Annotated in this window: 23 protein-coding genes; all 23 read right to left on the minus strand. The window is 50.4% G+C overall.

Annotation, left to right across the window (positions count from 1 at the left end; genetic code table 11):
* Positions 1 to 100: 100 nt before the first annotated feature.
* On the minus strand, positions 101 to 781 hold the full coding sequence (gene excA, locus INF86_RS10455; protein ID WP_043139535.1) for a plasmid IncI1-type surface exclusion protein ExcA: 681 nt from the start codon (positions 779 to 781) through the stop codon (positions 101 to 103).
* 17 nt (positions 782 to 798) lie between these two features.
* On the minus strand, positions 799 to 1,086 hold the full coding sequence (locus tag INF86_RS10460) for a type II toxin-antitoxin system RelE/ParE family toxin (protein WP_043139530.1): 288 nt from the start codon (positions 1,084 to 1,086) through the stop codon (positions 799 to 801).
* A complete protein-coding gene (locus INF86_RS10465; RefSeq protein ID WP_043139525.1) occupies positions 1,083 to 1,334 on the minus strand; it encodes a type II toxin-antitoxin system Phd/YefM family antitoxin in 252 nt (83 codons plus the stop codon). Before INF86_RS10465 ends, INF86_RS10460 begins: the two co-directional genes overlap by 4 nt.
* Positions 1,335 to 1,422: 88 nt before the next feature.
* A complete protein-coding gene (locus tag INF86_RS10470) occupies positions 1,423 to 3,570 on the minus strand; it encodes a DotA/TraY family protein (RefSeq protein ID WP_193543488.1) in 2,148 nt (715 codons plus the stop codon).
* Between the two features lie 53 nt (positions 3,571 to 3,623).
* Complete coding sequence (traX, locus tag INF86_RS10475; RefSeq protein ID WP_043139516.1) at positions 3,624 to 4,136, minus strand: conjugal transfer protein TraX; 513 nt, start codon at positions 4,134 to 4,136, stop codon at positions 3,624 to 3,626.
* A complete protein-coding gene (gene traW, locus INF86_RS10480; protein ID WP_193543489.1) occupies positions 4,133 to 5,329 on the minus strand; it encodes a conjugal transfer protein TraW in 1,197 nt (398 codons plus the stop codon). Before traW ends, traX begins: the two co-directional genes overlap by 4 nt.
* A 13-nt stretch (positions 5,330 to 5,342) precedes the next feature.
* Positions 5,343 to 8,420: an ATP-binding protein gene (locus INF86_RS10485; protein WP_193543490.1), complete on the minus strand. Its 3,078-nt coding sequence runs from the start codon at positions 8,418 to 8,420 to the stop codon at positions 5,343 to 5,345.
* Positions 8,421 to 8,442: 22 nt separating this feature from the next.
* Positions 8,443 to 9,396 carry a hypothetical protein gene (locus tag INF86_RS10490; protein WP_193543491.1) on the minus strand — a complete coding sequence of 318 codons (954 nt, stop codon included), beginning with the start codon at positions 9,394 to 9,396 and terminating at the stop codon, positions 8,443 to 8,445.
* Complete coding sequence (locus INF86_RS10495; RefSeq protein ID WP_193543492.1) at positions 9,390 to 9,596, minus strand: hypothetical protein; 207 nt, start codon at positions 9,594 to 9,596, stop codon at positions 9,390 to 9,392. The genes INF86_RS10490 and INF86_RS10495 overlap by 7 nt, the downstream gene beginning before the upstream one ends.
* Positions 9,597 to 9,664: 68 nt before the next feature.
* Positions 9,665 to 10,048, minus strand: a complete 384-nt coding sequence (locus INF86_RS10500; RefSeq protein ID WP_193543493.1) for a DUF6750 family protein — start codon at positions 10,046 to 10,048, stop codon at positions 9,665 to 9,667.
* 24 nt (positions 10,049 to 10,072) lie between these two features.
* A complete protein-coding gene (gene traQ, locus INF86_RS10505; RefSeq protein WP_193543494.1) occupies positions 10,073 to 10,600 on the minus strand; it encodes a conjugal transfer protein TraQ in 528 nt (175 codons plus the stop codon).
* Complete coding sequence (locus tag INF86_RS10510) at positions 10,600 to 11,415, minus strand: hypothetical protein (protein ID WP_193543495.1); 816 nt, start codon at positions 11,413 to 11,415, stop codon at positions 10,600 to 10,602. Before INF86_RS10510 ends, traQ begins: the two co-directional genes overlap by 1 nt.
* A gap of 9 nt (positions 11,416 to 11,424) precedes the next feature.
* Positions 11,425 to 12,690: a conjugal transfer protein TraO gene (gene traO / locus INF86_RS10515; protein WP_096989100.1), complete on the minus strand. Its 1,266-nt coding sequence runs from the start codon at positions 12,688 to 12,690 to the stop codon at positions 11,425 to 11,427.
* Positions 12,691 to 12,692: 2 nt separating this feature from the next.
* Positions 12,693 to 13,706 carry a DotH/IcmK family type IV secretion protein gene (locus INF86_RS10520; RefSeq protein ID WP_227414769.1) on the minus strand — a complete coding sequence of 338 codons (1,014 nt, stop codon included), beginning with the start codon at positions 13,704 to 13,706 and terminating at the stop codon, positions 12,693 to 12,695.
* 18 nt (positions 13,707 to 13,724) lie between these two features.
* A complete protein-coding gene (locus INF86_RS10525; RefSeq protein WP_193543496.1) occupies positions 13,725 to 14,438 on the minus strand; it encodes a DotI/IcmL/TraM family protein in 714 nt (237 codons plus the stop codon).
* Between the two features lie 503 nt (positions 14,439 to 14,941).
* Positions 14,942 to 18,241 (minus strand): LPD7 domain-containing protein, encoded by a 3,300-nt coding sequence (locus INF86_RS10530; protein ID WP_193543497.1) that lies wholly within the window; start codon positions 18,239 to 18,241, stop codon positions 14,942 to 14,944.
* 14 nt (positions 18,242 to 18,255) lie between these two features.
* Positions 18,256 to 18,516: an IcmT/TraK family protein gene (gene icmT, locus INF86_RS10535; RefSeq protein WP_095453897.1), complete on the minus strand. Its 261-nt coding sequence runs from the start codon at positions 18,514 to 18,516 to the stop codon at positions 18,256 to 18,258.
* Positions 18,513 to 19,670: a plasmid transfer ATPase TraJ gene (traJ, locus tag INF86_RS10540; RefSeq protein WP_193543498.1), complete on the minus strand. Its 1,158-nt coding sequence runs from the start codon at positions 19,668 to 19,670 to the stop codon at positions 18,513 to 18,515. The genes icmT and traJ overlap by 4 nt, the downstream gene beginning before the upstream one ends.
* Entirely contained in the window at positions 19,667 to 20,461 is a 795-nt protein-coding gene (locus INF86_RS10545; RefSeq protein WP_193543499.1) for a type IV secretory system conjugative DNA transfer family protein, read from the minus strand. Before INF86_RS10545 ends, traJ begins: the two co-directional genes overlap by 4 nt.
* Positions 20,458 to 20,919: a DotD/TraH family lipoprotein gene (locus INF86_RS10550; protein WP_095453894.1), complete on the minus strand. Its 462-nt coding sequence runs from the start codon at positions 20,917 to 20,919 to the stop codon at positions 20,458 to 20,460. The genes INF86_RS10545 and INF86_RS10550 overlap by 4 nt, the downstream gene beginning before the upstream one ends.
* Positions 20,920 to 21,034: 115 nt before the next feature.
* The gene (pilV, locus tag INF86_RS10555; protein WP_193543500.1) at positions 21,035 to 22,423 is read right to left on the minus strand and encodes a shufflon system plasmid conjugative transfer pilus tip adhesin PilV; all 1,389 of its coding nucleotides are present in this window, start codon (positions 22,421 to 22,423) and stop codon (positions 21,035 to 21,037) included.
* On the minus strand, positions 22,420 to 23,064 hold the full coding sequence (locus INF86_RS10560) for a prepilin peptidase (RefSeq protein ID WP_193543501.1): 645 nt from the start codon (positions 23,062 to 23,064) through the stop codon (positions 22,420 to 22,422). The genes pilV and INF86_RS10560 overlap by 4 nt, the downstream gene beginning before the upstream one ends.
* Positions 23,065 to 23,544 carry a lytic transglycosylase domain-containing protein gene (locus INF86_RS10565; protein WP_095453891.1) on the minus strand — a complete coding sequence of 160 codons (480 nt, stop codon included), beginning with the start codon at positions 23,542 to 23,544 and terminating at the stop codon, positions 23,065 to 23,067.
* Between the last annotated feature and the right edge of the window lie 27 nt (positions 23,545 to 23,571).

A 23,571-nucleotide genomic window follows, 5' to 3' on the forward strand; every position in this document is an offset into this window, starting at 1 on the left:
GCCATGAGAGGACCCTGCAGTATTCAGATATAAAGAAGAGGCACCCTGAATAGGGTGCCCCGAAGTAGATATGCGCGGAGGATGTTGCTGTGGAAGAGTGTTACTGTGGCGGTAGCACCAGGTTCAGGCCATTTGCTTCTGCGATTTTCTTAGCTTGGAGCTCAACGCATCCGGGCACGTCATACTCGTATTTCCACTGTTGATGACGCATGGCATTGATTTTCTCGTAGAGCATTGCTGCTTTACCGGAAGTAATTGAGACCGTTGGGAGCTCTGGATTACCGGTATAAATTGTCAGCCTGTTACCCTCAAGTTCGACTGATTTCCAGTCATACATTCCAAACCCCATTACACGAACGTCGCGTGGGAAAAAGAAGTTCAGAATGGACGTCTCCGGGTGGCTGATGTAGAGAATAGTCCCTTTTTGCGTATCAAGCCCCAGGTAACCCCAGCCAGTGCGATTCATGGCAATATTTTGTGGCGAGGGGTTATTTAATCCTGATTCGCGGAAGAAATTGGAGAACGCTTTGAGATTTTTTCTTTGCTTATATATACAGTAACACGTCAGGCAAATGGCAATAGCTAATGAAATCCATACAAATACTGCCTGCGAATAATCTTGCGGGCGTAAGCCATATCTCGGGCTGTCTAGCATTGAAAACAGCCAGAAGCCATAAGCGAAATGGAAGGGTAAAACAACAAACAGATAGCCAATGGATAAAACTCCAGTCACAGCTACGGGCCAATTTTTGCTGTAAGTGTCAAAGTGTTTAACTGACATATTTATCTTCCTGATATCTATCTGAGCCGTTTGCTGGCCAGATTGTAAACTTGACTATGCTCCCGTTTTCCAACTGCAACGACAGCAATGATTAATTCATCATTGATAACCTGATAAACAAGCCGGAAGCCTGAGGCACGCAATTTTATTTTGTAGCAGTCAGGCATTCCCCTCAGTTTTGCCGAAGGTATATGAGGATTTTCTGCACATGCCTTTAGCTTTTTAGCAAATTGTTGCTGGATAGATTTATCAAGATGATTCCACTCTTTGAGTGCGTCAGTCCTGAACTTAATCTTATAGGTCATAGATACTGATCCAGCTCAACGTCATGCAGGGCTTGATTGCTCCGCTTTTCAACCAGCGCAGCGAGTTCCTGATCGTCGATATATTCCAGCATCTTTTCATAGAGTTCAGCAGGTACACAGTAGAAAGCAGGCTGGTTGTGGTTCATTATCGCCACCGGATAACCCGCGCCGGCTTTGACTGTGGCCATGGGATTTTTCTTCAGTTCGCTGACACTTGCCGTTGTGTCGCTATGAATAGTGTTTGGCATGCTTACCTCAGGTATCAGATGAAGGTGCTGATCTAAATGTAGCACAAAAAAGACCTAAATATAGGTCTTTTTTGCGGCGGTAATCGCATTATTTAAACCCGTTGGCATCATCCCCTGGTTTAACCGAGTCGATTCTTTTCAGGCCTGGTGCTTGTCCAGCTTTACCGCCAAATCCTGCAAACATACTGCGGGTTGATTCAACGGCACCTTTCATCATTTGAGCAGCTTCCCGTCCTCCAAGCCAGGCTATCACGTAATCGGGTAAGTAAACCTGAAGGCTAAATGCTGACGAAACCAACGTGGTACACAGACGAGCATAGATCATCAAAATCCCGATGATACTTGCCAGACCGGTTACTGAATCAGCCTGCACGTTTGCGAGTGCTGGGGTAATTAGCATGTTCAGAAGCGTACCTATGGCGACAACTACGAGGCTTGCAAAGAAGAACCCAAACACCATAAGGGATGGACGAATAGCAGCATCTATGAGGAAGATATAGCCATAATTAGCGCGACTACCTTTATCCTCTTCCGTCCCAATATGGGTCGCGGCCCACAAAGACCCTGCAGTTGTACCGATTAACACGCTACCAAGCCAGGACGTGCAGGCTGTGATCCAATATATCAACGGTATGAATGGCAGAAATATCGAAAGAGAAAACCCGATGCTCAGTAGTATGAAGAGAATGAAGTACACCACCGGGGAAACAGAACTCATTATGCTTTTAGCTATATAACCAACACCAGAAACTGTGTTAATTATCTTCGCAATTCCGTTCCCGTCAGCTGAGGCCCAATCAACTGCCGCTTTTGCTGCAGTAAAGGCGGTGAAGGTGAGTTGAGCAGATACTAAGGTGTAATCGCCTATTGCTTTCATTTTTAGCATAGGATTAATTTGCTCAGAGTTATCACTATTTTTATCAGTCATAACTGAGTTAATAATCCAGCTGGTTAATTTTTGAGAGCTGGGCATTATTTTTAGTATTGCATCATTAGCCGTTTGTACATCCTCAAAATTCTCATTCCCTGCGGCATTAACCGAACCAAGAGGAGGGGTGTAGCTGGAATTTTTCCTTTGTGCGGCTAGGGCTGAACGTATTTCTTGATGAAGCTTTCCTACTCCAACCTCACCTAAATTTGACTGACCGGTTACTACAGGACTTTTGTTGGCAATAGAATTTACTTTCTGATTTGCTGTTGCAAAAGACTGGTACCAGGCACCGAGAGCGATCCAACCGCTTTGCTTGAGGTAGTTTGCAAGTTCATTGCGAATCGTTCCTTCATTATTCACGCTTGCTGCTGCCGCTGTTATGGTGTCTTCATAGCGCCGTGCTGCTTGTTGGATTTCCGCTTCCACATCAGGGAGTCTGGACTGACCTCCCTCCTGGTAACTTTTCCACGCACTAACAAAGTTTTCGGCACTGCTGGAGAGAGTGTTATTGATCTCCGAAAAGGCGCTCATCTGTGCATTTTCAAGTGGCCCGGAGTTTATCGGCACGCTAAAAGAGAACCATGAGTCACTGTCTTTGGTTTGCGGAAGTTCTGCGCTCCCACATATAGCGCTGCCGTTCGTAATACGAATCTCGCGCCCATCGGAGGAGTGCTGCTCAGACATTGCGGGCGTATTGCTGCTCCCAACCTGGTGCATTTCAGCCTGTTCAGTGTTAAGCGCCACTTTGCACAGATACATGTCAAATATTCCGCGTGCAGCAGTGATGGTCTCACCGGCGACGGGTTGCATTATCAGAGACTGACCATCCATGATTGCATCAGCAGCCTTGTCGGTAAGAAGGTTGGCGCTGCCAACACCCATAATCGAGGCCATCCACAAGAATGCCAGATTGGATATGGACCATCCGGAAGGCGTTGGTACTAGGGCCATGAAGCCAGCCAGTGAGGACACCGGCGCCATCATTGTATTCCCCTGTCCAAATACTCTCCCGCGATTGCCGGTCAGTACGGTGGCACGCAGTGTGATCGCCATAAACCAGATAAATGCGAGACCAGCGATAATGGCGTTAAAGACACCATATAACAGGCCTATAAAACTGACGTTTTGCGGTTGCAGAGGATTATTTACAACATCGCCAAACACCATGATAAGCAACTGACGAGACAGGTCAGAGTTGCGTGTCGCGGCGCCGGTAATGGTGTCGTAATTGATACTGTCTGCAAAAGCTGGCAACGACAAACTGACCGCTCCGAGAGCGGCCAGTAACAGAAGCAGTCTTTTCATAGAGTTTTTCCAAAACGAGCAGAATGCGCGTCCGAAGGACGGCATAGATGAAATCAGGCAGGGGAACGCCAGGTGAATACGTCTTTAATCCATGCTTGCGAGGTTCGCCACTGGATAAACGGGCCTAACTCCTTGTTAAGCAGTTGCCATATTCGAAACTGATTTTTCATCGCATTTACGAACAGCATGCCGGCAAACGCGGCCAGCATGAACATCATGCTCAGTAACCGAAACAGGAATACCCCATACACAGGGAGACCGGATGCCAGGGTCACGATCGGGAGTAGCATCAAAATCCCGACCGTCATGAAGAACATCATCAACCAGATCCGTTTAGCCAGCAGGTATCGCCGTATCAACGACTCACGGCTCTGGCCGCTGGCGGCTACGGCCTCATCAAAACTGAGCGTCTCGGTTTCTTTTTTGGTTGCTTCCGGTTTTAGGCGGCGAAATCGCTCTGCATTTTTCTCTGCTGCGTATCGGGCAGCGTGAACCATGCGACCTGCCTCCCATAGCGGGAGGACGAGGTTGGCGGTGAACCATGCTTTTTTTCCAATTTTCTTCATTGACGAGTTGCCCCTGCAGTAGCCTGTTGCAGTTTCTGCGCCAGACGTGGTTCATAGTATTGAGCGCCCTGTAAGCTGAGCTGTTGCCCGATCAGGATAGCGTTCTCATGCAGCTGCTGTTTAATACCCAGAAGAAGAGCGTTCTGAAGACTCTGGACACGGATGGATTCGCGTACCAGGTTATCACCATCCATCCCCTGCAGGTCGGTCTGGTAATCGGTATTGGCATAGCGACGGTTTACTTCGAAGGACTCAAATTCACGCAGAGACATCATGCCGGTACGCTTTGCCTCTTCAGAGGCGTTCGCGTCATACCATGCTTTGCTGGATGGTGTTTGCAGGGTTTCTGCCAGTACATCTTTCGTCGCTTCGTTGGGCTGGCTGGCCGCAACCATGGCCAGCTGAGGCTGTTCAGCAGCACTTTGGATTGAATCGTGTTCTGTCATCATTCCTATGTACTGTCGGCCGCTGTCGGTTTTGACTTCACCTTTTTTCAGCGCTCTTCCCACACTACGGCGCGATGAGTTTTTCAGGTACATCATTGCAGCGTCGGTTTGCTCCTGACTAAATGTGAGCTCCGGGGCTTTATCCTCCGGGCCGGCGCCAGCCAGTAATGAGCGGATTTGTTTATCGCCTCCGGGCAGATCGGATACGCCGTTACAGAGGTCTCCCCAGGCATCAGCGTCCTCTTTGGTGCAGTAGTTACGGTGGATGTCAGCGGTGGCAAACAGGTCCTTCTCTGGCGCATCAGATTTTGATGAAAGGGCTTTTTTGACTGAGGAACTGTTAACGCCCCCACCGCGGGACAAACTTGCCTGTTTAGCCCCGGCCTGACGGGAAATTTGTGTTGCCTGGCCCGACGAAGATTCGCTGCAGATCGAGTCAGGAACGGTGTAACTGCGCCTGGCGTCCTCCAGATTCTTAATCTGTTGGGCATACGTCGCATACTGTTGCATGTTCTCGGTAGATTGCTGAATCATTGCGGCAATCTTGTCATTACCTGAGCTAATCGCCCCTCCTATTTGTTGGTTGGTGGTGAGAATAGTGCCCAACGTCGCGTTAGCCGTTGAGAGTTGAGGCACAACCTGTGTAGTGATCGGTATGCTGCTGTTAACGTTGACCGTATAAGCGGATGCCGTGAAGCTGGATAGCATCAGGCTGCCTGTTACGGCCGCCAAAAGTTTTATCTTCATAGAGTTTCCTGAATCAGATTTGCAGGCTGCGGGCGGCGATCAGCTCGCTGGCCAGTCTGTTAATCACGTTGCCGTGGTCTGTCTCTTTCGCTTCTTTCTGGCGTAATTCGATCAATTTAACCGCGCTACCCGTAGGGAAGGCGTCGGCAAGAATTGAGCGAGCGGTGCGGCCATCAAGCATTTCGTACAGCTGATCGCGTAGCGCAGCATCTTTCGGCGTGGAGTTCAGCGCCCAGAGTTCTTTAGGGCCAAGGGTATTTTTGAGTATCTGTACCACACGCCCTGTTTTGAGCCGGAATACTGCGAGGAAGTGGGTTCCGCTGCCGTCAGGAGATGCACCCGAGCCGATATACCGGAAAGCCTGAGCCGTATGCGCCGGCACACCAAAATGCTCAGTCAGGAGCGGTAAATCTTCATGACTGACCTGCATCAGGTACAGGCTGTTCGCAGACTTCAGTATTTCGTGCGGGAAGTGGTTCAGGTATTGAGAGCTTAAAACGGTGCGGATAAAGAATTTGCGGTTTTCAAGATCCTGAGTAACCAGCTTGTTCATAATGAATGGGATATCCTTCGCATTATGCAGCTCGTCGTAGATTTTGGTTTTTACCTCCTGCGCCAGTTGAACAAGACGTTCGTGATGGAAAGGACGGTATGCTTCAGGCAAATGACTCATGAGCTCGTTGCGGTACTGGGGCAGCTCAAAGTGCCCGGCGGCCAGCTGGCCAGCATAGAGATACATGAGACCAGTTTTAACTTGCCCGGCACGGGTTTTACCACCTACGACATTGTTCAGGTCGATTGCGATAACACGGGTATCCGGATTAAGTTCAAATACCGTTCTGCCGGCAAGCATTTTATAGGAACTTAATGCGTCACCCAGGCAGCGACCAATGTAAGACAGCAGTTTTTCACCACTACCTTGGCGCGTGATCTCTCCATACTGGGATTTGACGTCTTCGTCATTGAGATAAAGCTGCAGGTCGCTCAACTCAGGCATTGCCTGGTAATGTGCTCTCGTCGCAGCTTTGATCTCTCCTTTCTTAAAAAGCAAATCGCGAACTTCGTACCATGTAGCTTTACTCCACCACGTCTCATCGAATTCGTGACGTATCCCCGTCTTATCCAGGGCTTCGTCTACTTCCGGTTCGAGTGTCTGCGCATAAAATACCGGTTGTTTATCAGCATTAAATTCATAGGCTTTATCAATGACCTTACTGAGAATCTGGCGACAATCCTGAGCATTAGGTGGGATACCACTCTCCGGATTGACACAGAGCGTTTCGCAAATATTGACCAGATATTCTTTCTCAGGAGTCAGTGGGTATTTCATTCCCAGCTGGACATCAAAAGGGTTTTTGCAATATTCACGGCTGTTTTCCAGAATCAGACCAACCACTTCATGCTTCCGGTGAGATGGAAGGGCGTCACGAATCAGCCTGACCAGCCCCTGCGCCGAGAACCCTTTATCTATGTAAGATAAAAACGGCAGGCTATTTTGGCCGGAAAACAGTATTGCCTCACTCAACGAACCCAGCGCGACAGATTTACCGGTTCCCGGTTCCCCGGCCACGATCTCAGTAAATTTGGTCTGAAGGTTACTCGCAAGTTTGACCGGGAAAGGTTTGCCGTCAGGTGTGCCAAAAATAATGCTGGCATCATCAGCCCAGGGTGTTGCCGGTCGCTGTAATGGCAGAAGCGCCAGTGCTTCTGAAAGTGGAGGAAACATTAATGATGGAATACTCAGCGCATTGGCACCGACCATCGTTGATACCCAGGCGCGAACAGGATCGCCAAATGTATCTGTAACCTCACAAATACCCCATGACTGAAGACCCTTCTTCAGAAGAGTTCTGTTTCGTTTAACAATCTCTTTTGTGCGCCCCCAGGTTGATGCGCAGATAGTCATTACGCATACAGGCTCTGATTTGCCGGCATTTTCGAGCCACTGAACTGAGTTATAGATCGGTCGAATAGGCGGCAGGAGGGCTGCCATACTCAGCACCAGTTTTTTCCCACCCAGGACGTTGAGGCCATTAGGCATCAAATCCATTCGTATACGCCAGGGAAGGGTGCGACTCATTTTGCTGAAAAGCTGGCTGAACGTTTCAGGCTGCTGCGGTCCGAGCGATACGGCTAAAGTTGAGTGCCATAAACCGTCGAGACGGATGAAATCACCTTCAACTTCAGGCTTACTGTTAAACAGCTGGTAATTAAGATGAGGGGCAAGCAGGGAAGAATGATCATCACCTTTCGGCAATCCGTGAGGCCATTTAATGTCTCCGGGCAGAAAAGGTCGCCATGTCGATGAGGTGCTATTTCTCTCTGCTTCCTCACGTAGATGAAAGCCAAGCTCACGGGCATTCATTAACCGAATACGCGTGCCGAAATCACCCTTACCAAACTGGTTTTCCAGGGTGCTGACGAACGTATCGTGGCGGATTTTTAAACCTTCCAGTTCCTGGAATGCCGGATTTTGGCCATAACGGGCACCCGGAGTGTTTTTAAGTATCGTCTCTCTTCTTTTTTCCTCATCTTTTATTTCCGTCGGGGCTAACGCCTCACGCGCGGTGTATACCACCAAAAATGCGCGCTCACGGGCCACAAACGGCACCATTTTTTCAATTCGCTCGTCAAGTATATCGGTTAAATCAAGCCCCATACGTTTGAGTGAGCGATACTGGTGAGCCAGTAGTTTACGCAACTCTTCTTCGGCTTTATCAGGGTCCTTTTCAAAGACAAAGCTCAGCTTATGGCCAACATTCTTGAATTCACTGTTCAGGAGGTTCTGAAGGCGGTCGATGTAATTACTGAACAGGGAGGGATCTCGCTTTTCTTCCTCTGTTAAAGCCTCCTGCTCATTAAACTGGCAGTAGGTCCCCTCTACCTCAAAGACACTGGCGTAATGCCCTTGCTCAGTCAGGAAGATATAGGGGGCGTTCATCTCCGGCCGGCGTTTTTTGTCATCGTCGGTCAGTCCTATGGTCGTGCGTAAGTCGCAGTAGCGGGTGAAGTCATGTCCCAATGCATATCGAGAGGCGTAGGCCAACGCCTCTTCAACGCATTTAAGCGCAGAGACTAAAGGATTTTTCATGGAGTTACTCTCAGGTGGGCGGTCAGGGATGACTGCGATATTCTTTTAGCAGAGATTGCCATGCTGTTGGCTTAACTGCCGGATTTTCAATGTGATCGTTAAAGATGTCGGGGTTTGGAATAAGAGCGATGTGTCTTAATCGCTGTTGTAGCTCTTCTCTTTTCTCCTCGGGAACCTGTATAAGCGCCTGCCCAAACTCTCCTGGGTGACTCGTACCCCAGAAAGACTCTGCTTCTTTTCGATGCTCGATTAGCCAGTGTAGAACTGCTGTGGCTCCCTTTTTCTGGCGATCATCTCCATGCTTTCGCGCAATGATTACCGTTCTTAACAAGAGACTGAGATCTTCTGGTTTTAGTTCAGGCAGATAAACCATCACACCGTCATTCGCCCCCAAACTGTTAAGACGGCGACTGCACGCACAAATCGGGCAAACAACGCCAAGATTTGCATCATCTTGATTATCCGGATTGCCGTCTCTGAAAAAGAGTGTGTTATGCCTGCTGTGATACTCGCAGATGACACATTTTCCGCCTGCGAGTCGGTGTGCGCGCTGCGTTAAAACAGGTGAGGGGGCCGCAATATCATGGCCCCAGATTTGTTGACCCACATCGAACGTTTCCTGTTTAACCGGGAACGTTAAACGCAGATATTCCAGATCCATACGCAGCCATCGCCGGCAGCGCTTAAGTAAAAGCTCTATAAGCTCGTTATCAGCTGCTGAAGAACGTAGTTCCATCAGCTGTTCGGAAAGGCGATTTATTGGCAGAAGATAAATTTCATTATCGTTACCGTATGCATCGCGCGTGATCCCGCAGAAATGAAATTCCTCACTAATGGGTTCGACGATTGAACAAAACGCCACATTTTCAGGCGGCTTAATAAGCAGGGAATCCGGCTTATTATCTTTTTCTTCGTCTAAACATGCCTCAATTTCAATAGGGAACAGGGGATATAACCTTTCAGAAAGTTTTAGCATTCAGGCTGCTCCGGCAGGAACATTCCTATTTCAACTACGATTTTCCCCTGACTCTGAACCGGGATTTTATAACCTATACCGCCAATTTTACCCATGATGGCTCTGACAACTTGCTCTGTTACGTCTGTCTCTTGTTTTGTTCCTATTTCAGCTGCGTAAATACGGTCATGGGCTTCTGAATAATAAATTTCGATGTTCATGGGTAAGGGTATTCCTCCGGATTAGTGAGTGAAGCTCCGGCGCGCGGCCGGAGCGATAGTTTCAGGATTTAGCCGACGTCTACTGGATTCAGCTTGATAGTCGTTTGGCCTTTTTTGATGAACTGGTCGAGGGCAATCATGACGAAGCCTGCACCCATGAAGGTCAGTACCCATCCCCAACCAATTTGAGGGTTTTTCTTTTTAGCAACCCAGAGACAAATCCCAATTGCCACGCACCCAATCCCACCGAACTTGGCAAGTTTGAGGATACTTTTACCCGAGTTATCCGCGCTGTCCGCCACACCGTCAAACATGCCGAAAATGTCATCGTCTGCATACGCGGGTAAAGTTAGCGGCCCAAGTAATAAAGCAAGGACCGCTCCTAAACGTGCGCGCAGTGAAGAGAGCGCCATCAGGATGCGAACGGAAAGGAACAGTGTGAAATTACGCATTTTTACTACCTCTTTGTTGTTGAATTAATTCCAGGTTAAACCCAGAGTTTTTTGCAGTGCATCAAGCAGTTGGGGATTACACGCCAGCAGGATGCCGACAATTGTGATTACTGCGCCGGTGGACACATCTTCCCGGGCAGACAGACCGGTATGGCCATCAACCAGAGACCTTTTCATGCGTTGAAGACCCATGTAGAAAAACAAGAACCCGACGGCACGGAGCAGTGTTAACACGGCATCGATGGCCAGCTTTGCCTGCCCCATGGATTCCGGTGCATAGGCAATCGCATCCAATGACACATCCCCAAAACTCAGGGTATGTGCCGCTTTATTCATCATTTGCTGTAAGGCGATGAGAGCGCCGCCCAGGCAGAATGACGCCAGGGCTTTCATGCCATTTGCCGGTTTGCCACTGCGGGAGCGTTTGATGACCGATATCAATGTGGCCAGACAGCCCAAAGCACCAAAAAATACCCCCAGCGCCAGAATGAGACGTATGCCGCTGGTCTTCAGGTTGTCAGCTACATGGACCAGGATTTGGATGGCGTCCATCAATCCCCCTGGCGAATCACGCCTTTACTGGTTACGACAATTCGGCGCTCAGCATCAATACTGCGAATTGTCAGGCCATTTACCTTATCCCCGGGTTGGACGGACCATGTACTGCCGTTGTGAGTTATCCAGGCCATGCCCGGATAAACGGTGTTAATGCGCCAGCCTTTGAGGCCGCTACTGCCGGCTGTTGATACGTTTTTCACCCGGTGAGCGGTCGTTGAGGTGGGGGCCTTCTGAGGCGCTAACGCCTGCTTTGTACTGAGGGTATTTAACTTCGCCTCGATATCAGCCAGGCGTTTTTCGCTATCCTTTACCCTGTCATTCAGAAGCGTTATTGCCTGCCGGTTGGCTTCGCCATATTCCTTAAGCTCACTGACCTCCTTGTTATCAACGGAACCTGTCAGACCAATAAGTTCCCGGTCAGGGTCTTCAGCCAGTGACCGGGATGGCATAGGCTCCGGTATGCCATCTGGGCTGGCTGAATTCAGTTCTTCGTCCTGTTTGCCGGATGTGTGCAGGTCTTGCTCTGTTTTCGCCTCCTGCTGAGCAGATGCGGGTGAATCAGGAATAAGCGCCCGGGCTGGCGGTTCATCTGGCCAAAATGCATACGCCAGAAGTGCAATCACGGCAGCGCCGGCAAGCAATAGCGTTTTAAGGTCATAACCCCACAGCCCCCATTTAGCTGCTGCAGGTACTTCCTTTGCCGCCGCCGTGTCTGATGGGGTATCCAGCTCATTTGCGGGTATTGCATTAACTTCAGGTAATGCGGAATCCTCCGGCTCCAGGTCCGGATCAAAATAACTTTCTTTCATGATGGCCCCTTAGGGTTGTGCTGCAGGTAGTAAAGTCCCGGCCGAAGGCTGGCGAGTACCTGTGTTTGTGCTGGTTGGAGTGGAGTTAGTGATTCGGTCGTTTTCTGTCACAGCAGACATGAAGAGAAGCGCTACAGGTTGGCCCCGGTCGACAATCACCTGCTTCACGGGTAACTTCTGAGCATCGTTTGCGATCACCTGGCCTGCCTGTTGAGCTGCACCACCTAAAATGGTACCGGCGACAGCTTCACCATTTGGCATACCAACACGGCCCTCAATCTGATTGTAACCATTACTCAGTATCTGAGTATTGGCACTGGCATAGAGCTGGCCACCAAGCCCTAGGCCGTGAGCGATTGCCGGCAATATAACGCGGCTGCCGTATCGATTATTCACGCTCGAGGCAACGGAAGAGCGAAGCGTATCAGGCATAGCTGCCGAAACATCGACTCGCCATGTGTCTCCATTCCAGGTCATCTGGTTGAAATGGATCTTAACCCCGTCTCCTGCAAGCTGAATTCCTCTGGCCATCAACTGAGCCCCTTGATAAGGACCGGCGGGGATATGAGCCAGTACATCCGAATTGGTATTGTCGGAGTCAATCTCAGTATCAATCACCGCCCCGGGGCGGCTTCCCGCGGGGATTAAAACGCGATTAGCATTCTGGCCAGAGTTATAAGATGCCGGTTGTACAGTTACTGGTGCCAGACTTTCCGTCCATCCTGAATAGGCGTTAACGCTTCTGCTTTCTCCGGCATTTCCTGCCTGTGCTCCGGCGGTTACGGTCATATTGCCGGCGACGCCTGCCAGTTCACCAGTGGGAGCTTCACGATACGCAACAAGTTTTTTTAATAAGTCTTCCAGTGCCTTTTTACGATCAGGGTCCAGGCCTTGCTGGGGCATATGTTGCTGCGGAGCAAGCTGAACTTCCTGAACTTGCTTAGGCGCAGGTGGTGGCGCTGGGGTCGCATCTATTGGGGGAACCTGACGAACGGTGCCGGAGCTTATTGAAGCAATAAAGCTTGAGTTTTCGGCCTGGGCCTGTTTTGCACCAGCTTCATTGTTTTCGCGAAGTATTTTATGGTACTGCGGCGTTTCCGGCGCCGTTTTTCCTGAACCTCCTGCAGCTTTGTCCACATTGATTCTGGATACCGCCTGCGGTGCGCTCATCCAGGAAACCAGTAAAAATCCAACCGCAAGTATCAGAAAAATGACAGTCACGATAATTATGCCGGTTTTTTTGACGTCCCGGCCGACGTCTTTATCTGCTCCCATAGTTACTCCAGAGAAATTGATAAATAGACAGTTTTGCCGGCGCGGGAAAAGGCAACCTCAGGCGTAAGAGGTAATTTATAGAGCCAGGTTCCATCACCGGAGGCCTGTGTCAGCTCAAATTCGTCACGAATTTCGCTGCGCGTGCGGATATAGAGATCGTCACCCATCTGCCATACCTGCGTGTCAGGTAACTCACCCTGTGTTTTTAACCGGCGCGCTTCTTTCGGAGGTACGCCGTCGAGAAATGCCTGAAGTGTTGGGTTATTCAGGCCAATTTTCGTCTGTCCCGTAGGTAGTTTTTTAGCCTGCGGCCCGCGCTGAGGAATACGAAGATCCAGACGGCTGTCAATGACGCGAGATTTCGCCTGGCTACTGGCCTCACCGCTGTTCAGGTCGATAATTATCGGTACCGCCAGTCCTTTCAGATAGACCGTTACATTTCCACGATCATATAAGCGTCTGGCCTGTACGGTCATCACACTACTTTCTGGAATGAAATTGACCGCAAAACCAGTTGAATTCCCGTTGTAAGGCGGGGCAGCCAGTGGCCAGGGCGCGCCAGTGTTGTCAGTGAACATGACTGTACTGGCCTGAAATGTTGTGGTTCTTAACACAGGTAAAGAAGCCCCCGGTGACAGGTTAATGGTCAGTGTGGAGATCCGGGGAACGATATCTGCAGCCTGCCAGGCACGACCACGGCTGGCGCCATCCATGACTTCACCGACCATTTCAATCCCCTGCTGATCCCCTAATGGGTTAGCCTGGCTCATTGCCCAGGCTTGAGCTGAGGTTGGGGGGGCTGGCGGTGCGGATTGTCGAAGAGGTGCTGTGATATCTGTCTGTACGTTTTCTGGCGGTGGCTGGTTGTTGGCCTGGGGTGTTGGCGATGCTGGAGAAGGCGCAGCTGGTAATTCGGTTGTTGGGGTATTTCCTGTTTGTGCTGGAGCCCAGTCAGCGGCAAGCGCAGGCGCAGCTGATAGCGCGATCGCTATAGCCGGGATCATCATATATTTCATTTTTCTACCTGAATAAAGTTAGCCAGCGTCTCGGGTGATAATTGACACTGCTTCAATACCTTCTGGTTTTAGCGTGACATCCGTGCGCTGAATGCGAACGGTGAAGATAAAGTTTTGTGAAGGTAAGCTTCGGGTTTGACCGTCAAGACTCAGAGTAACCGGATACTGAATATCCCAAATATACAGTCCGTTTTTTTCCAGGCCACGCCGGTAAATCATCCCTTTGCGGGTGACGTTTGCTGACATCAGCATTTTTTCAGTCTTCACCTTGGAGAAAAGATTCGAGTTCGTCAGCGCGTTGTAGTAGCTGACAAAACCTTCCTCAGAGAATTTCTGTTGCTGATCGCTTATTTGTGTCCGGTAATTCTTAAAGTCGAGCTGGAACGCTGAACGTATAAGCTTATCGCCGAAGTCTATTACATCGTCATCGGTGTAGGCAGGTTCATTAGTGGGGACCTGCTTCAGAACACTGCCCTTGTTGGTCGCAAAATATTTGGTGGGCGGGTTAGCCACCTTGTAGACCAGCCAGGCGTTAACAGGGAACTGGAGAGCGCTTACTGTACAGGCGATAAGCGCAACCTGGAGCGCTTTCCGGGCGAAGCCTGCGTTAAGCATGTTCTTTTTATGTAATTCCAGCGCATCCATAAATGGAATCATCGGATCATCGGTTTTGCGCGGGGCTTCATCTACCACAGGAGAAGCCTCCTTTGCGGAGGCTGTTTTCTTTTTCATTTCAGCGAGTCTTCCATCAGTTCAGTGATATGAAGGATGATGAGCCTGTCCCGGAATCACCTGCAGCTGGCTGCGGTGTTACCTGCAGCTGAGCTGCTGAACGGGACTGAGTGGCCGGTATGTATGAGCTGTAAGACGACAAGCTTGCTGTTGAAGGCAAATCACCCCATGGGTCGATAGTTGGGGGAACATAGTCATTAATCTTATCGCGCGCTGCAGCACAAATTTTCTGGCCGATCTGGTTTAAGGCATCCGCCAGGTTTGGGAATGTTGGCGCGGTAATCGTCGTTGAAATGTTTCCCAGACAATCACCGAGAGATGCTGAGACATTATTCTGCCGCTGTGACCATGCATCAGCTGCTTCTTTAGCCCGGTTGTAACCTGCCTGACTTCCTGCCTGCGCGGCAGTACCAGCCCTGCAGGACGCTGCATCTGCAAAAGGGATGCACGCCAGACAGAGCAATGTAGTGTAAAGGGTACGACGTATATTGTGCATGATGACCTCACATCGGTTGTGGTTGAATAGCCGGCTTAGCCTGTACATGAGGTGTCTGAACCGGCTCCTCGGATTTAGGTGGCGTATATGCCTGCGAGAAACCCAGTTTGCTGTGCAGTGCCGGCGGGATCTTTTCGGGAGATATCAGGGGAACCGCAAATTTGTGCTCGTCCTTGCCCTTCATCTGAAATGCAAAGGTGTCGTAGTTCACTTCCGCGTTCCTGAGCGTGTTAACTGCTGAAGCGTGGCCAATCAGCTGGAGTTTGCCGTTGTCCTGTACGCTGTTTAAGGCAAGATACGTATTGCCTTTCTCTGTCGTGCAGATACGGGCAAGGACATTTTTCATTTCTCCTTGATGACGAATAACGCCCTGCAGATAATCCCCGTGGCCTTTCACCAGATGCGCCAGCAGTTCACCCTTATCATCCAGCGCCGCCATCACTACAGAACCTGCAGCTTTAGAATGATTCGGAACGGGGGCGTTTACTGGCGGTACCTCAGGCGCAATCTGACCCTTTCCGTCTGGGCCGGTGTAGAGCAACCCGTGTCCGCTGGGTGCGGGAGAGGAAAGTGGCAGATTGTTATTCTGAATAATCTGCTGCTGCAGTTTCCAGAACGCATTGCCGTCGTAAGCCGCCAGTTCCGCCGGTGCCACTGCATGCTTGTCAGCTACCAGCAGCTGGTTGTCGAGAGCAGGGGTTACTGTCCAGTGGTTACGATGCGTATCAAGCCGTTCAAAACCTGTAATATTGCCCTCGGCATCTTTCACCGGCACATTGACGGTGACAGCCTTCTTCCCGAGATACTGTAGTTTGACCATATCGCCAGTCTGATTACCGCTGTCCTTTAACGCCTGCTCCAGCTCGACGCCCCAGTAGGTTTTGTTGCCGCTTTTGGTCCGCAGCTGTACATAAAAGCTTTCGGAGTTTGATTTATCAAACTTGTACGGTGCCTTTCCGGCATCGAGTAGTTTGCCAGTCAGGCCGGTGCGCAGGGTTTCTTTATCCAGGACGCTTAATTCTGGTGTGACTGTCTTCTCCGTTGCTTCTATTGGCCTGGTGGTACTCTCAGATAGTGCTGGTTCCGCTACACCAGGAGCAGGTATCGACGATACCGGGGCCGGGGTTTCAGGGCCTGATTCGGGACCGATATTCAGGCCATTTTGCTGAACGGTATTCTCAGCCCGGGACTTCAGCAGAGCCTCAAATTGCTCACGCTGTTGAGGGTTTTTGAAATGAACATCGATGTTGTGATCGGCAATCAGCACCATGGTTCGCTGAATAAACTCGTCACTACCCGTAATTTCAACTGCACCACGTTGATTCGCTTTAGCTGAAAGCAGCGCCGCCAGGATCATTCGATCATTCTCGCTGGCTTCTGGAGTGGCCATCACAATGCGGTCGCCGTAATCGCGAAACGCATCCTGCCCATCGAGAGAATAAATCCAGGTTCTGCCTTCCTGACGGCTTGTCAGCCCCTGGAGCAGTTCATCAAGATTTACAAGAGGTTTAGGGTCATCGCCCGGGCTGATATCACCCGCATGGCGCCCAAAGGTAAAGCTAAACCCATTTTCGGCTGCAGCTGGTTCACTGTCGCCGGCGGGCGCCATACTCTCAGGTTCAGCGGTACCAGAATTAACAGGCTCGTCAGTTACCGGTGCGTTCGGTTTAATGACTGACTCTTTTTCTGAAGTTTCAACCACACCTGGTGTGGGCACCTCTTCAGGCTGTTCTGGCACAGGCTCCGGATCGACAGGCCGAAGTTTTTCAACAACCTCTTCAGGTTGCACTGGCTTATTAATCGATTCGACTTCTGGTTTGGGCTGTTCGGCATCAGGAACAGGAATATGGCCGTGATGCTCAGAGAGCTGCGCTGTTGATTCTGGCGAGGTCTCTGCTGCCGGTGATACCGTAACAGTATCCGCGGTCAGGCCTGGTTCAATAACTGGTTCTGCGTGGGTGTTACCAGGAATGCTGCCTTCTGGTGCTGGACTGGCAGGCACATGGCTCATGAAGTCTGCATATTCTGAAAGATCTACCTCTTCTTGTGCAGGGCCAGCGTCATGCTCTGCTGGTAGCTCCGGTAAGATTTGATTGTCTGGCATAGAGTTATTCTCGCTAAAGGCCTGACGCCAGTCAGGAAGCAACGGGGCGAGCACTGGCGCAAGTTGATCACGAACGGCATCGATACCGCGGGAGGTGTGAATGTCATTAAAATCACTGAATGAACCTGCGCCGGCAAAAGCAAGAGCACGTTCGCTTTCGGTGAACTGCGGAATGATGTAAGTACCACCGATAGCTTCTGCGGCCTCGCGGGCTTTATTGAGGCCTTTGTTATCATCTTTTGTGAAGTCATCTTCACCTAAAATGATGTGTGCAGAGTCGGGGTACAATTCACTAAGTTTGCGTGACACTGTCACCATGTTGCCGGCGTCAACAGTCATTATTACCGGCATACCGGTGGCCTGATGGAGGCTTGCCGCGGTGGCATATCCTTCAGCGTAAAGAAGAGGCACTTGCGGATTCAGCTCCCCCCCAACGACAAAGAAATTTCCAGTCTTCTCAGCACCCTTCTTCAGGTTTTTGGTGCCGTCCGGTTTGATGTACTGAAGCGACCGCAGCTCGCCATCAGTGTTACGCAGAGGAATGACAAGGTTATCGTACTTATCCAGTTTTACTCCTGCACTGGCGGTAACACCTTTGCGGGCAAGATACGCGTGCGTGTCTGGCGCATCCGGCATTTTCAACCACTGGTTTGAGAGTGTTTTAGCGATGCGGGCATAATCATCATGCGCTTTAATCTCTCTGTCCCAGCGTTTCTGTGCAGCGAGTGCCCGCTGTTTAATGGCTTCTACCGGGTCATACTGGTATGTACCAGTCGAGGTCCAGTTTACCTTCCCCTCACTGGAACGATGATTCTGGTACCAGCCAGCAGGGCGGCCATCCAGAAAACCCTGGTAGACGCCAGATTTGGTCCCGGCTTTATCTCCCTCTGTTGAGACCCTGTGCCGTTTTCCATCCATTTCAGGCAAACCGTTATCCGGAAGAATAAAACCGGCATCCTCCAGTTTCTGGGCAAACTCTTCTACAGGCGATAAATTTTCTCTGGCAGTATTGGATTGGCCTGAAACGATATTTTCAGGTAGCCAGGCCTTAACTTTTTCAAGATCGGCCCCGGCTTTCGCAAACCAGACTTTTTGCGATCTGTCATATTCGAGCGCGTAATCTCCGTCAGGAAGCCGGCCTGCAGCGCGCAGGGCTTCCTTTTTCGCTTCCTTGGTAATGGCCAGGTAAGTGCGTTTTTGCATTGTTTTGTTCCTCGTTACTCAAAGAACTTGCGGTACCACCATGGACGACCCGTCAGTCGCAGGCCCCGCAGCAGGCGGAGAAGGCGTTGCCACAAAATGGTGATGGTGAAACCGAAGAAGGAGAGGATGCGGAAAAAAAGAATGATGCCGGTAACGGTGTAGAACGTTGTTGCTTCTGGCCACTGAAACCAGGCGGCATACAATGTGAAGAGGACGACCGGCACACCCGCGATTTCAAGCCGTCGCCCTGCGTCACGCCATTGGCTTATTTTCACATCGCTGCCCTCCTGTCTAATTCACGCCGTGAAATGACTGTGAGTAACTCTTTTTCGCTGATACGCCCATTCTGAAAAAGAGCCCAGGCTTTATCACTCATTCGCTCACCGCGCTCACTCAGATGGTTGTCGATCCACGTACGCCAATGGGTATGTTTCAGCTTACCGAGTTCGATTTTTACCTCATCATCGAAAACGAGATATTCCCTGATCGACTGGCGTTTGCCATCAGTGGTGCGGAGCAGACGTTGGGTTACGACATATCGCAGATTACTGAGTAAGTTCCATGCCATCGCTTCACGCTGATTTTCAGGTACCAGCATCAGTGCGCGGGGAATGGTCTCGCCAGGGGAGTTAGTGTGCATGGTGGATAAACAGAAGTGCCCGGACTGACCATTCACGATAGCGCCGCTCAGTGTCTCAAGATCACGAATCTCACCTACGCCAATCACGCCAGGCGCGCGGCGCAATGTCAGACGAAGATGTTCCGCAAATGACGCCACGTCGCGACCGATTTGTGACTGCTCAGGCATCAGTATCGCGTTAGGGAAGTTCAACAGGAACTCGATTGGGTCTTCTGCTGTGACTATCTTGCGGTCGGGATCGTTAAGCGCGATATACTGATAAATCGACGCCATAAGGGTGGATTTACCTGACCCGGTTTCGCCGGTGATCAACCCAAGCCCATTGTGAGGCATCAGGCAAGGCAGCAAATCATCCTCAAGCCCCAACGTTTCGAGCTCCGGTATGACCGTTGGGATGGTCCTTAGTGTCAGTGCCGGTACTGTGTCGTAATCGCCGATCGTGGCCTGGACAAAGTTACAGCGAAAGCGCTGGCTTTCACCGCGCCCAAGCCCGTAGCGGTTATACATATCGCCTGTCAGCTGCAGTGCTCTATCTACCCCTTTTCCCGCCTTCAGGTCGCCTTTGATCTGCTCCGAAAAGACGTCATCCATTAACCGGGTTAACTGCGGTGGCTCAATGCGAAACTCGCTGGCGCGAATTTTGCGGCCGTGCAAATCCACAACCAGCGGTCCTCCCCCCTGCAGAAAAATATCTGACACGTTGTTTCTGGCGCAATGGACGAGAAATGATCTCAAACCATCTCCCGTAATGCCGCCATGAGCATGAAAGTCGAATGAAGGGAATGTCATTGTGGTTCCTTACGAACTGAGGGCTTCCAGCGGTTCTTATCAACAACAAAACCAGCCGGGTCCTGAATGCGTTTCACTTTGTCACCGATCATCAACTCATCCCTGGTGCCGGTTACACTTTGCTGGGTTTCTTTGATGTCAGGTGCCTGGATAATCCCTTGCTGCAGAAGCGTGGAGTAACGGAGCATGCCGGTATAATCGCGAGTAAGACGATTAAAATTTGATTCAAGCGCCCGGTCTGCACTTTGACGTCCTTCTTCCCATCCCTTACGAATTGCTTCCTCCCAGACAGCTTTTTCTTTGCTGTTTTTGGGGCGAACAGCAGCATCCGGGGCCTCGATGCGTTTACCTGAAAGACCGAGTAAAAGGTATGAACGCCAGCCCGGAGGGTTGCTAACGAACCGTGCCGGGACAATGATGTTGTAGGTTCTGTAAGCCGTACGGATTTGATCTGCAGTGATATGAGCAAGGTCGGTTGATGTTGCGATGACCGGTGGTAAGTATCCCTGGCGACTTATCAGAGGACGAAAGTCATAAGTTTTGCTCAGGATATCGTCCCTGGTAATAAGCGCCTGCCTGAGTTCATATGAACGCTGTGCCTTTCCCCCCTGGTATCCGATCGTTCGGCCGGCATCATTAAGCATCTGCCATACGGTTTCGCTGAGGCCATTGAAATCTTTTATCTCAGGATTCAAATAAGAGGAAATATCTCCCGGGGGAGTATCCACCTCATCTGCATAAGCCGAGAAAGCACAGAACAGCATGAGGCCTGCCAGTGCGAATTGTTTCATGCGAGGCGGCCCCCTTTATCCGGGAGACTAAAGTAAAGCCGCAACTCAACGCCTTCCTGAACTAATTTCGCTCGCCAGCCAGTCTGGACCCGAACAAGGTCGAGAACCTGTTCAAACGTCATGTTATTCACATGAACATTGACCGGAAGCGGCAGGCGAGTACCGGTATAGACAAATCGATAGCCACGTTGCCTGGCGAGAGTATTTAATAACTCAACTGCATCGCCATCCCATTCAATGCTGATCCTTTGGCTATTGGCCGTAATTCCATTTCCCAGCCGGAAGGCTTTCTGGTTAATGGCGCCAGACTTCAATAATGCTGTCATGCCCGCCTGACTGGCGCTGGCATTGGCTTGTAAATTACTGTTTGAGGTGGCTGGTTTGCAATCAACCTCAGAGGCTGTTTGACAACCAGCAAGCAGCAGGGGCAGCAGCGCCGCGAGTACGTGTCGTTTCATAGGTCATTCTCGAGAAAAGATGAATAGAGCCGAACAAACCGGCCGGGTTGAATTTAAAGGGGCTGAGTTTGGACTGATGTATGAAGAAGCCGGCTAACCAGACGAACGGTCATTTCTAATTGAGGCAAACTGCGTCGCAACGATAGTTGGAGTAATGAGCTGGGGTACTGGTCAGTATCCAGTTACTACCCGACTTTGAAATCTCGCAGCTTGAAGTATCGTCGTCGTATCCAATTTTAATGACCCGAACGTAGCTGAGCGCGCACATAGCATGTTGACCCATGTCGATCTTGTTCTTTGGAAACGTTGAGCTGTAGGTCGTCACTTTCTCATCAGCACCCAGGCTACCCCAAATACCTGATTTACAGAAAAGCGCGCCGCCTAATGAGTCACGGGCCTGAAGCCCGTTTTGCGGACAGGCCGTGCCGGCAACTTCCACTTTTTGGTGTAAGGAATACTCACCGATTGTCAGTCTGCCTTCCGATGTCATTGAACCGCCACGAATCTCCCCTCCGGTGTACACGCTCTTGTTGTTAAGGCTGCGCATCCAGTCGTTATCGGACATATACCATCCCCCGCCATGGGTTGCATTCATCCAGCCTTTGGAGTTCTGCGTTATCACCCAGCCGTCATTAGAACGAATATCTGATCCTGCTGTTACCCCCTGCGAGAACATGCCATTCTTCGCGTTAAGCGTTTCAGTAATGGTTCCGTTCTGGGCTTTAATGTTTTCTGAAAACGTACCATTTTTGGCTGTTACCCCTTCACTGAAACCGCCATTTTTGGCCGTGATGTTTTCAGTGAACGCCCCTGTTTTTGCATTAATCGTGCTCACATTGTTCAGATTATTGCTGTTCATATCTATCGCGGTGTGCATGCGATTCAGTTCGGGCCGGCTTGCTAATGCATAACGGTAAAGACGATCGCTTTCCTGGTCATCTGCGCCGAGAACATCCGATGACAGCCACACGGCCAGGCGTCCTGATTCACCGGATAAGCCGTAACTTGATAAATTCATTTTCCAGGAGCCATAGGCACCTTCGGCCTGATTTGCAGTCTGGATATACCCACCTGCATCTTTAACTGACTGGGCGATATACCTCAGGCCTTTATAAGGAATAGCTTTTCCCCCCTGAGTAAGAACAAAACCAACCAGTTTTGTACTGTCTGAAGGGTTGCGGACTATTGCCACCTGGAAAGTCTGAGCACTGGTATTGGTCAGCGTAAAACCCTGAGGTAAATAGCCTGCCTGCTGCAGCTGTGCGCCGGTAAGTTTTACACTTCCACCCGCGCCAACCTGAGCCAGGAGGGGCTCACGGTTATCGCGAATGTAGCTTTTAGCGGCCGCGGTTACAGCATCCATATGGCGCGCTTCAACGGACCATTCAAGCTCAGTTACATACTGGCTGTACCTGGTCATGCCGTATATACCGGCGAACATGACGATAACCAGGGCAATGGCAACCTCAATGTTCACCATGCCACGGTGAATTTTCTTCTTCATATGATTATGTCCAGTGTGGTGAACGCCGGGATGACGGCGAACAGGCAGAGAAACGGGCCAAATGGCAGGTAGCGCTGCTTGGTCATGGCACCCGTACAAATTGCTGCGGATAATGCGATTAGCGTGACAGCAAGTACATCGAATGCCGGATACCAGCAAACGAGCGCTGTAATTAACCAAACATCTCCCTTACCAAATACCTCATCTTTTTGAATGTAATTTGCCAACAGGCGAACTAACTCAAGGGGAATAAAAATGAAACTGATTTCAGCCAGCAATTGCGCGGGATTACGCTCCGGGAGGACCCAAATCGAATACATAACGCCAGTTATGGCCAGCGATGCGGTAAAACGGAATGGGAGCCAGAAGCGCGCTAAATCCAGGGCGGCAAGAATAAGGCACCATGCCCCCACAAGAAGGCCTCTGATGATTTGTTCCGGTCCCAGAAAACCAACCAGACCTACCGCTATCAGGACAACACACAGTATGAGCCAAACCTTAAACAGCTCATGGTGCATTTGATTTTCCGGCTTTCGTACCGTATCCATACGCTCAATGTAGGATTCGGATATGCGCAGTAATGCTTTTCCCGCGGGGTAAATCATTGGCAGGGTACATAAGTACAATGCTGTCAGGTTCATTCAGGGATGCCCCGCCAGCTGGATGTTATAACGCCGATATATTTTTCTGGCGTAATTTAAACGTTTTGTTTCCTGCACGTCATTCTCAGAAAAGCCAGCATTGTATGAGCCCAGACAGGACCAGTTCACACCGCATTTCTGTAAATGTGTCGCCAGTATCCATGCTCCGATCTGAACGTTCAGGCAGGGATTATTCAGCAGGTCGTCTTTAGATTTTATTATCCCCATTCCCATTAATTTCGGCACATGGTTTGAATTGACCTGCATGACGCCATAATCGTAGCTCACCGCTTTTCCCGACTTATTTCGGTTGGTATTAACAGCTGTTGGGTTCATTCCACTTTCCTGCTGCGCTATGGCCATCAATAAACGCGGGTCAATCTGGTATCGGGCGCCGGCCTCCTTAAAACAAAAGGCCTCCGCCGATAATGAAAAAGCGCCAGCAATCACTAGGGCCAGCAGTCCAGTTATAACTTTCATCGGATGCCTCCTTGAACGGGCAGGTGT

It is taken from the genome of Enterobacter cloacae complex sp. I1M, assembly GCF_014982425.1.
Lineage (GTDB): Bacteria > Pseudomonadota > Gammaproteobacteria > Enterobacterales > Enterobacteriaceae > Enterobacter > Enterobacter intestinihominis.

Bases quoted from the DNA above. Each gene is read 5' to 3' on its own strand.
- excA (WP_043139535.1), bottom strand. From the start codon at position 781: ATGTCAGTTAAACACTTTGACACTTACAGCAAAAATTGGCCCGTAGCT.
- INF86_RS10460 (WP_043139530.1), bottom strand. From the start codon at position 1,086: ATGACCTATAAGATTAAGTTCAGGACTGACGCACTCAAAGAGTGGAAT.
- INF86_RS10465 (WP_043139525.1), bottom strand. From the start codon at position 1,334: ATGCCAAACACTATTCATAGCGACACAACGGCAAGTGTCAGCGAACTG.
- INF86_RS10470 (WP_193543488.1), bottom strand. From the start codon at position 3,570: ATGAAAAGACTGCTTCTGTTACTGGCCGCTCTCGGAGCGGTCAGTTTG.
- traX (WP_043139516.1), bottom strand. From the start codon at position 4,136: ATGAAGAAAATTGGAAAAAAAGCATGGTTCACCGCCAACCTCGTCCTC.
- traW (WP_193543489.1), bottom strand. From the start codon at position 5,329: ATGAAGATAAAACTTTTGGCGGCCGTAACAGGCAGCCTGATGCTATCC.
- INF86_RS10485 (WP_193543490.1), bottom strand. From the start codon at position 8,420: ATGAAAAATCCTTTAGTCTCTGCGCTTAAATGCGTTGAAGAGGCGTTG.
- INF86_RS10490 (WP_193543491.1), bottom strand. From the start codon at position 9,396: ATGCTAAAACTTTCTGAAAGGTTATATCCCCTGTTCCCTATTGAAATT.
- INF86_RS10495 (WP_193543492.1), bottom strand. From the start codon at position 9,596: ATGAACATCGAAATTTATTATTCAGAAGCCCATGACCGTATTTACGCA.
- INF86_RS10500 (WP_193543493.1), bottom strand. From the start codon at position 10,048: ATGCGTAATTTCACACTGTTCCTTTCCGTTCGCATCCTGATGGCGCTC.
- traQ (WP_193543494.1), bottom strand. From the start codon at position 10,600: ATGGACGCCATCCAAATCCTGGTCCATGTAGCTGACAACCTGAAGACC.
- INF86_RS10510 (WP_193543495.1), bottom strand. From the start codon at position 11,415: ATGAAAGAAAGTTATTTTGATCCGGACCTGGAGCCGGAGGATTCCGCA.
- traO (WP_096989100.1), bottom strand. From the start codon at position 12,690: ATGGGAGCAGATAAAGACGTCGGCCGGGACGTCAAAAAAACCGGCATA.
- INF86_RS10520 (WP_227414769.1), bottom strand. From the start codon at position 13,706: ATGAAATATATGATGATCCCGGCTATAGCGATCGCGCTATCAGCTGCG.
- INF86_RS10525 (WP_193543496.1), bottom strand. From the start codon at position 14,438: ATGAAAAAGAAAACAGCCTCCGCAAAGGAGGCTTCTCCTGTGGTAGAT.
- INF86_RS10530 (WP_193543497.1), bottom strand. From the start codon at position 18,241: ATGCAAAAACGCACTTACCTGGCCATTACCAAGGAAGCGAAAAAGGAA.
- traJ (WP_193543498.1), bottom strand. From the start codon at position 19,670: ATGACATTCCCTTCATTCGACTTTCATGCTCATGGCGGCATTACGGGA.
- INF86_RS10545 (WP_193543499.1), bottom strand. From the start codon at position 20,461: ATGAAACAATTCGCACTGGCAGGCCTCATGCTGTTCTGTGCTTTCTCG.
- INF86_RS10550 (WP_095453894.1), bottom strand. From the start codon at position 20,919: ATGAAACGACACGTACTCGCGGCGCTGCTGCCCCTGCTGCTTGCTGGT.
- pilV (WP_193543500.1), bottom strand. From the start codon at position 22,423: ATGAAGAAGAAAATTCACCGTGGCATGGTGAACATTGAGGTTGCCATT.
- INF86_RS10560 (WP_193543501.1), bottom strand. From the start codon at position 23,064: ATGAACCTGACAGCATTGTACTTATGTACCCTGCCAATGATTTACCCC.
- INF86_RS10565 (WP_095453891.1), bottom strand. From the start codon at position 23,544: ATGAAAGTTATAACTGGACTGCTGGCCCTAGTGATTGCTGGCGCTTTT.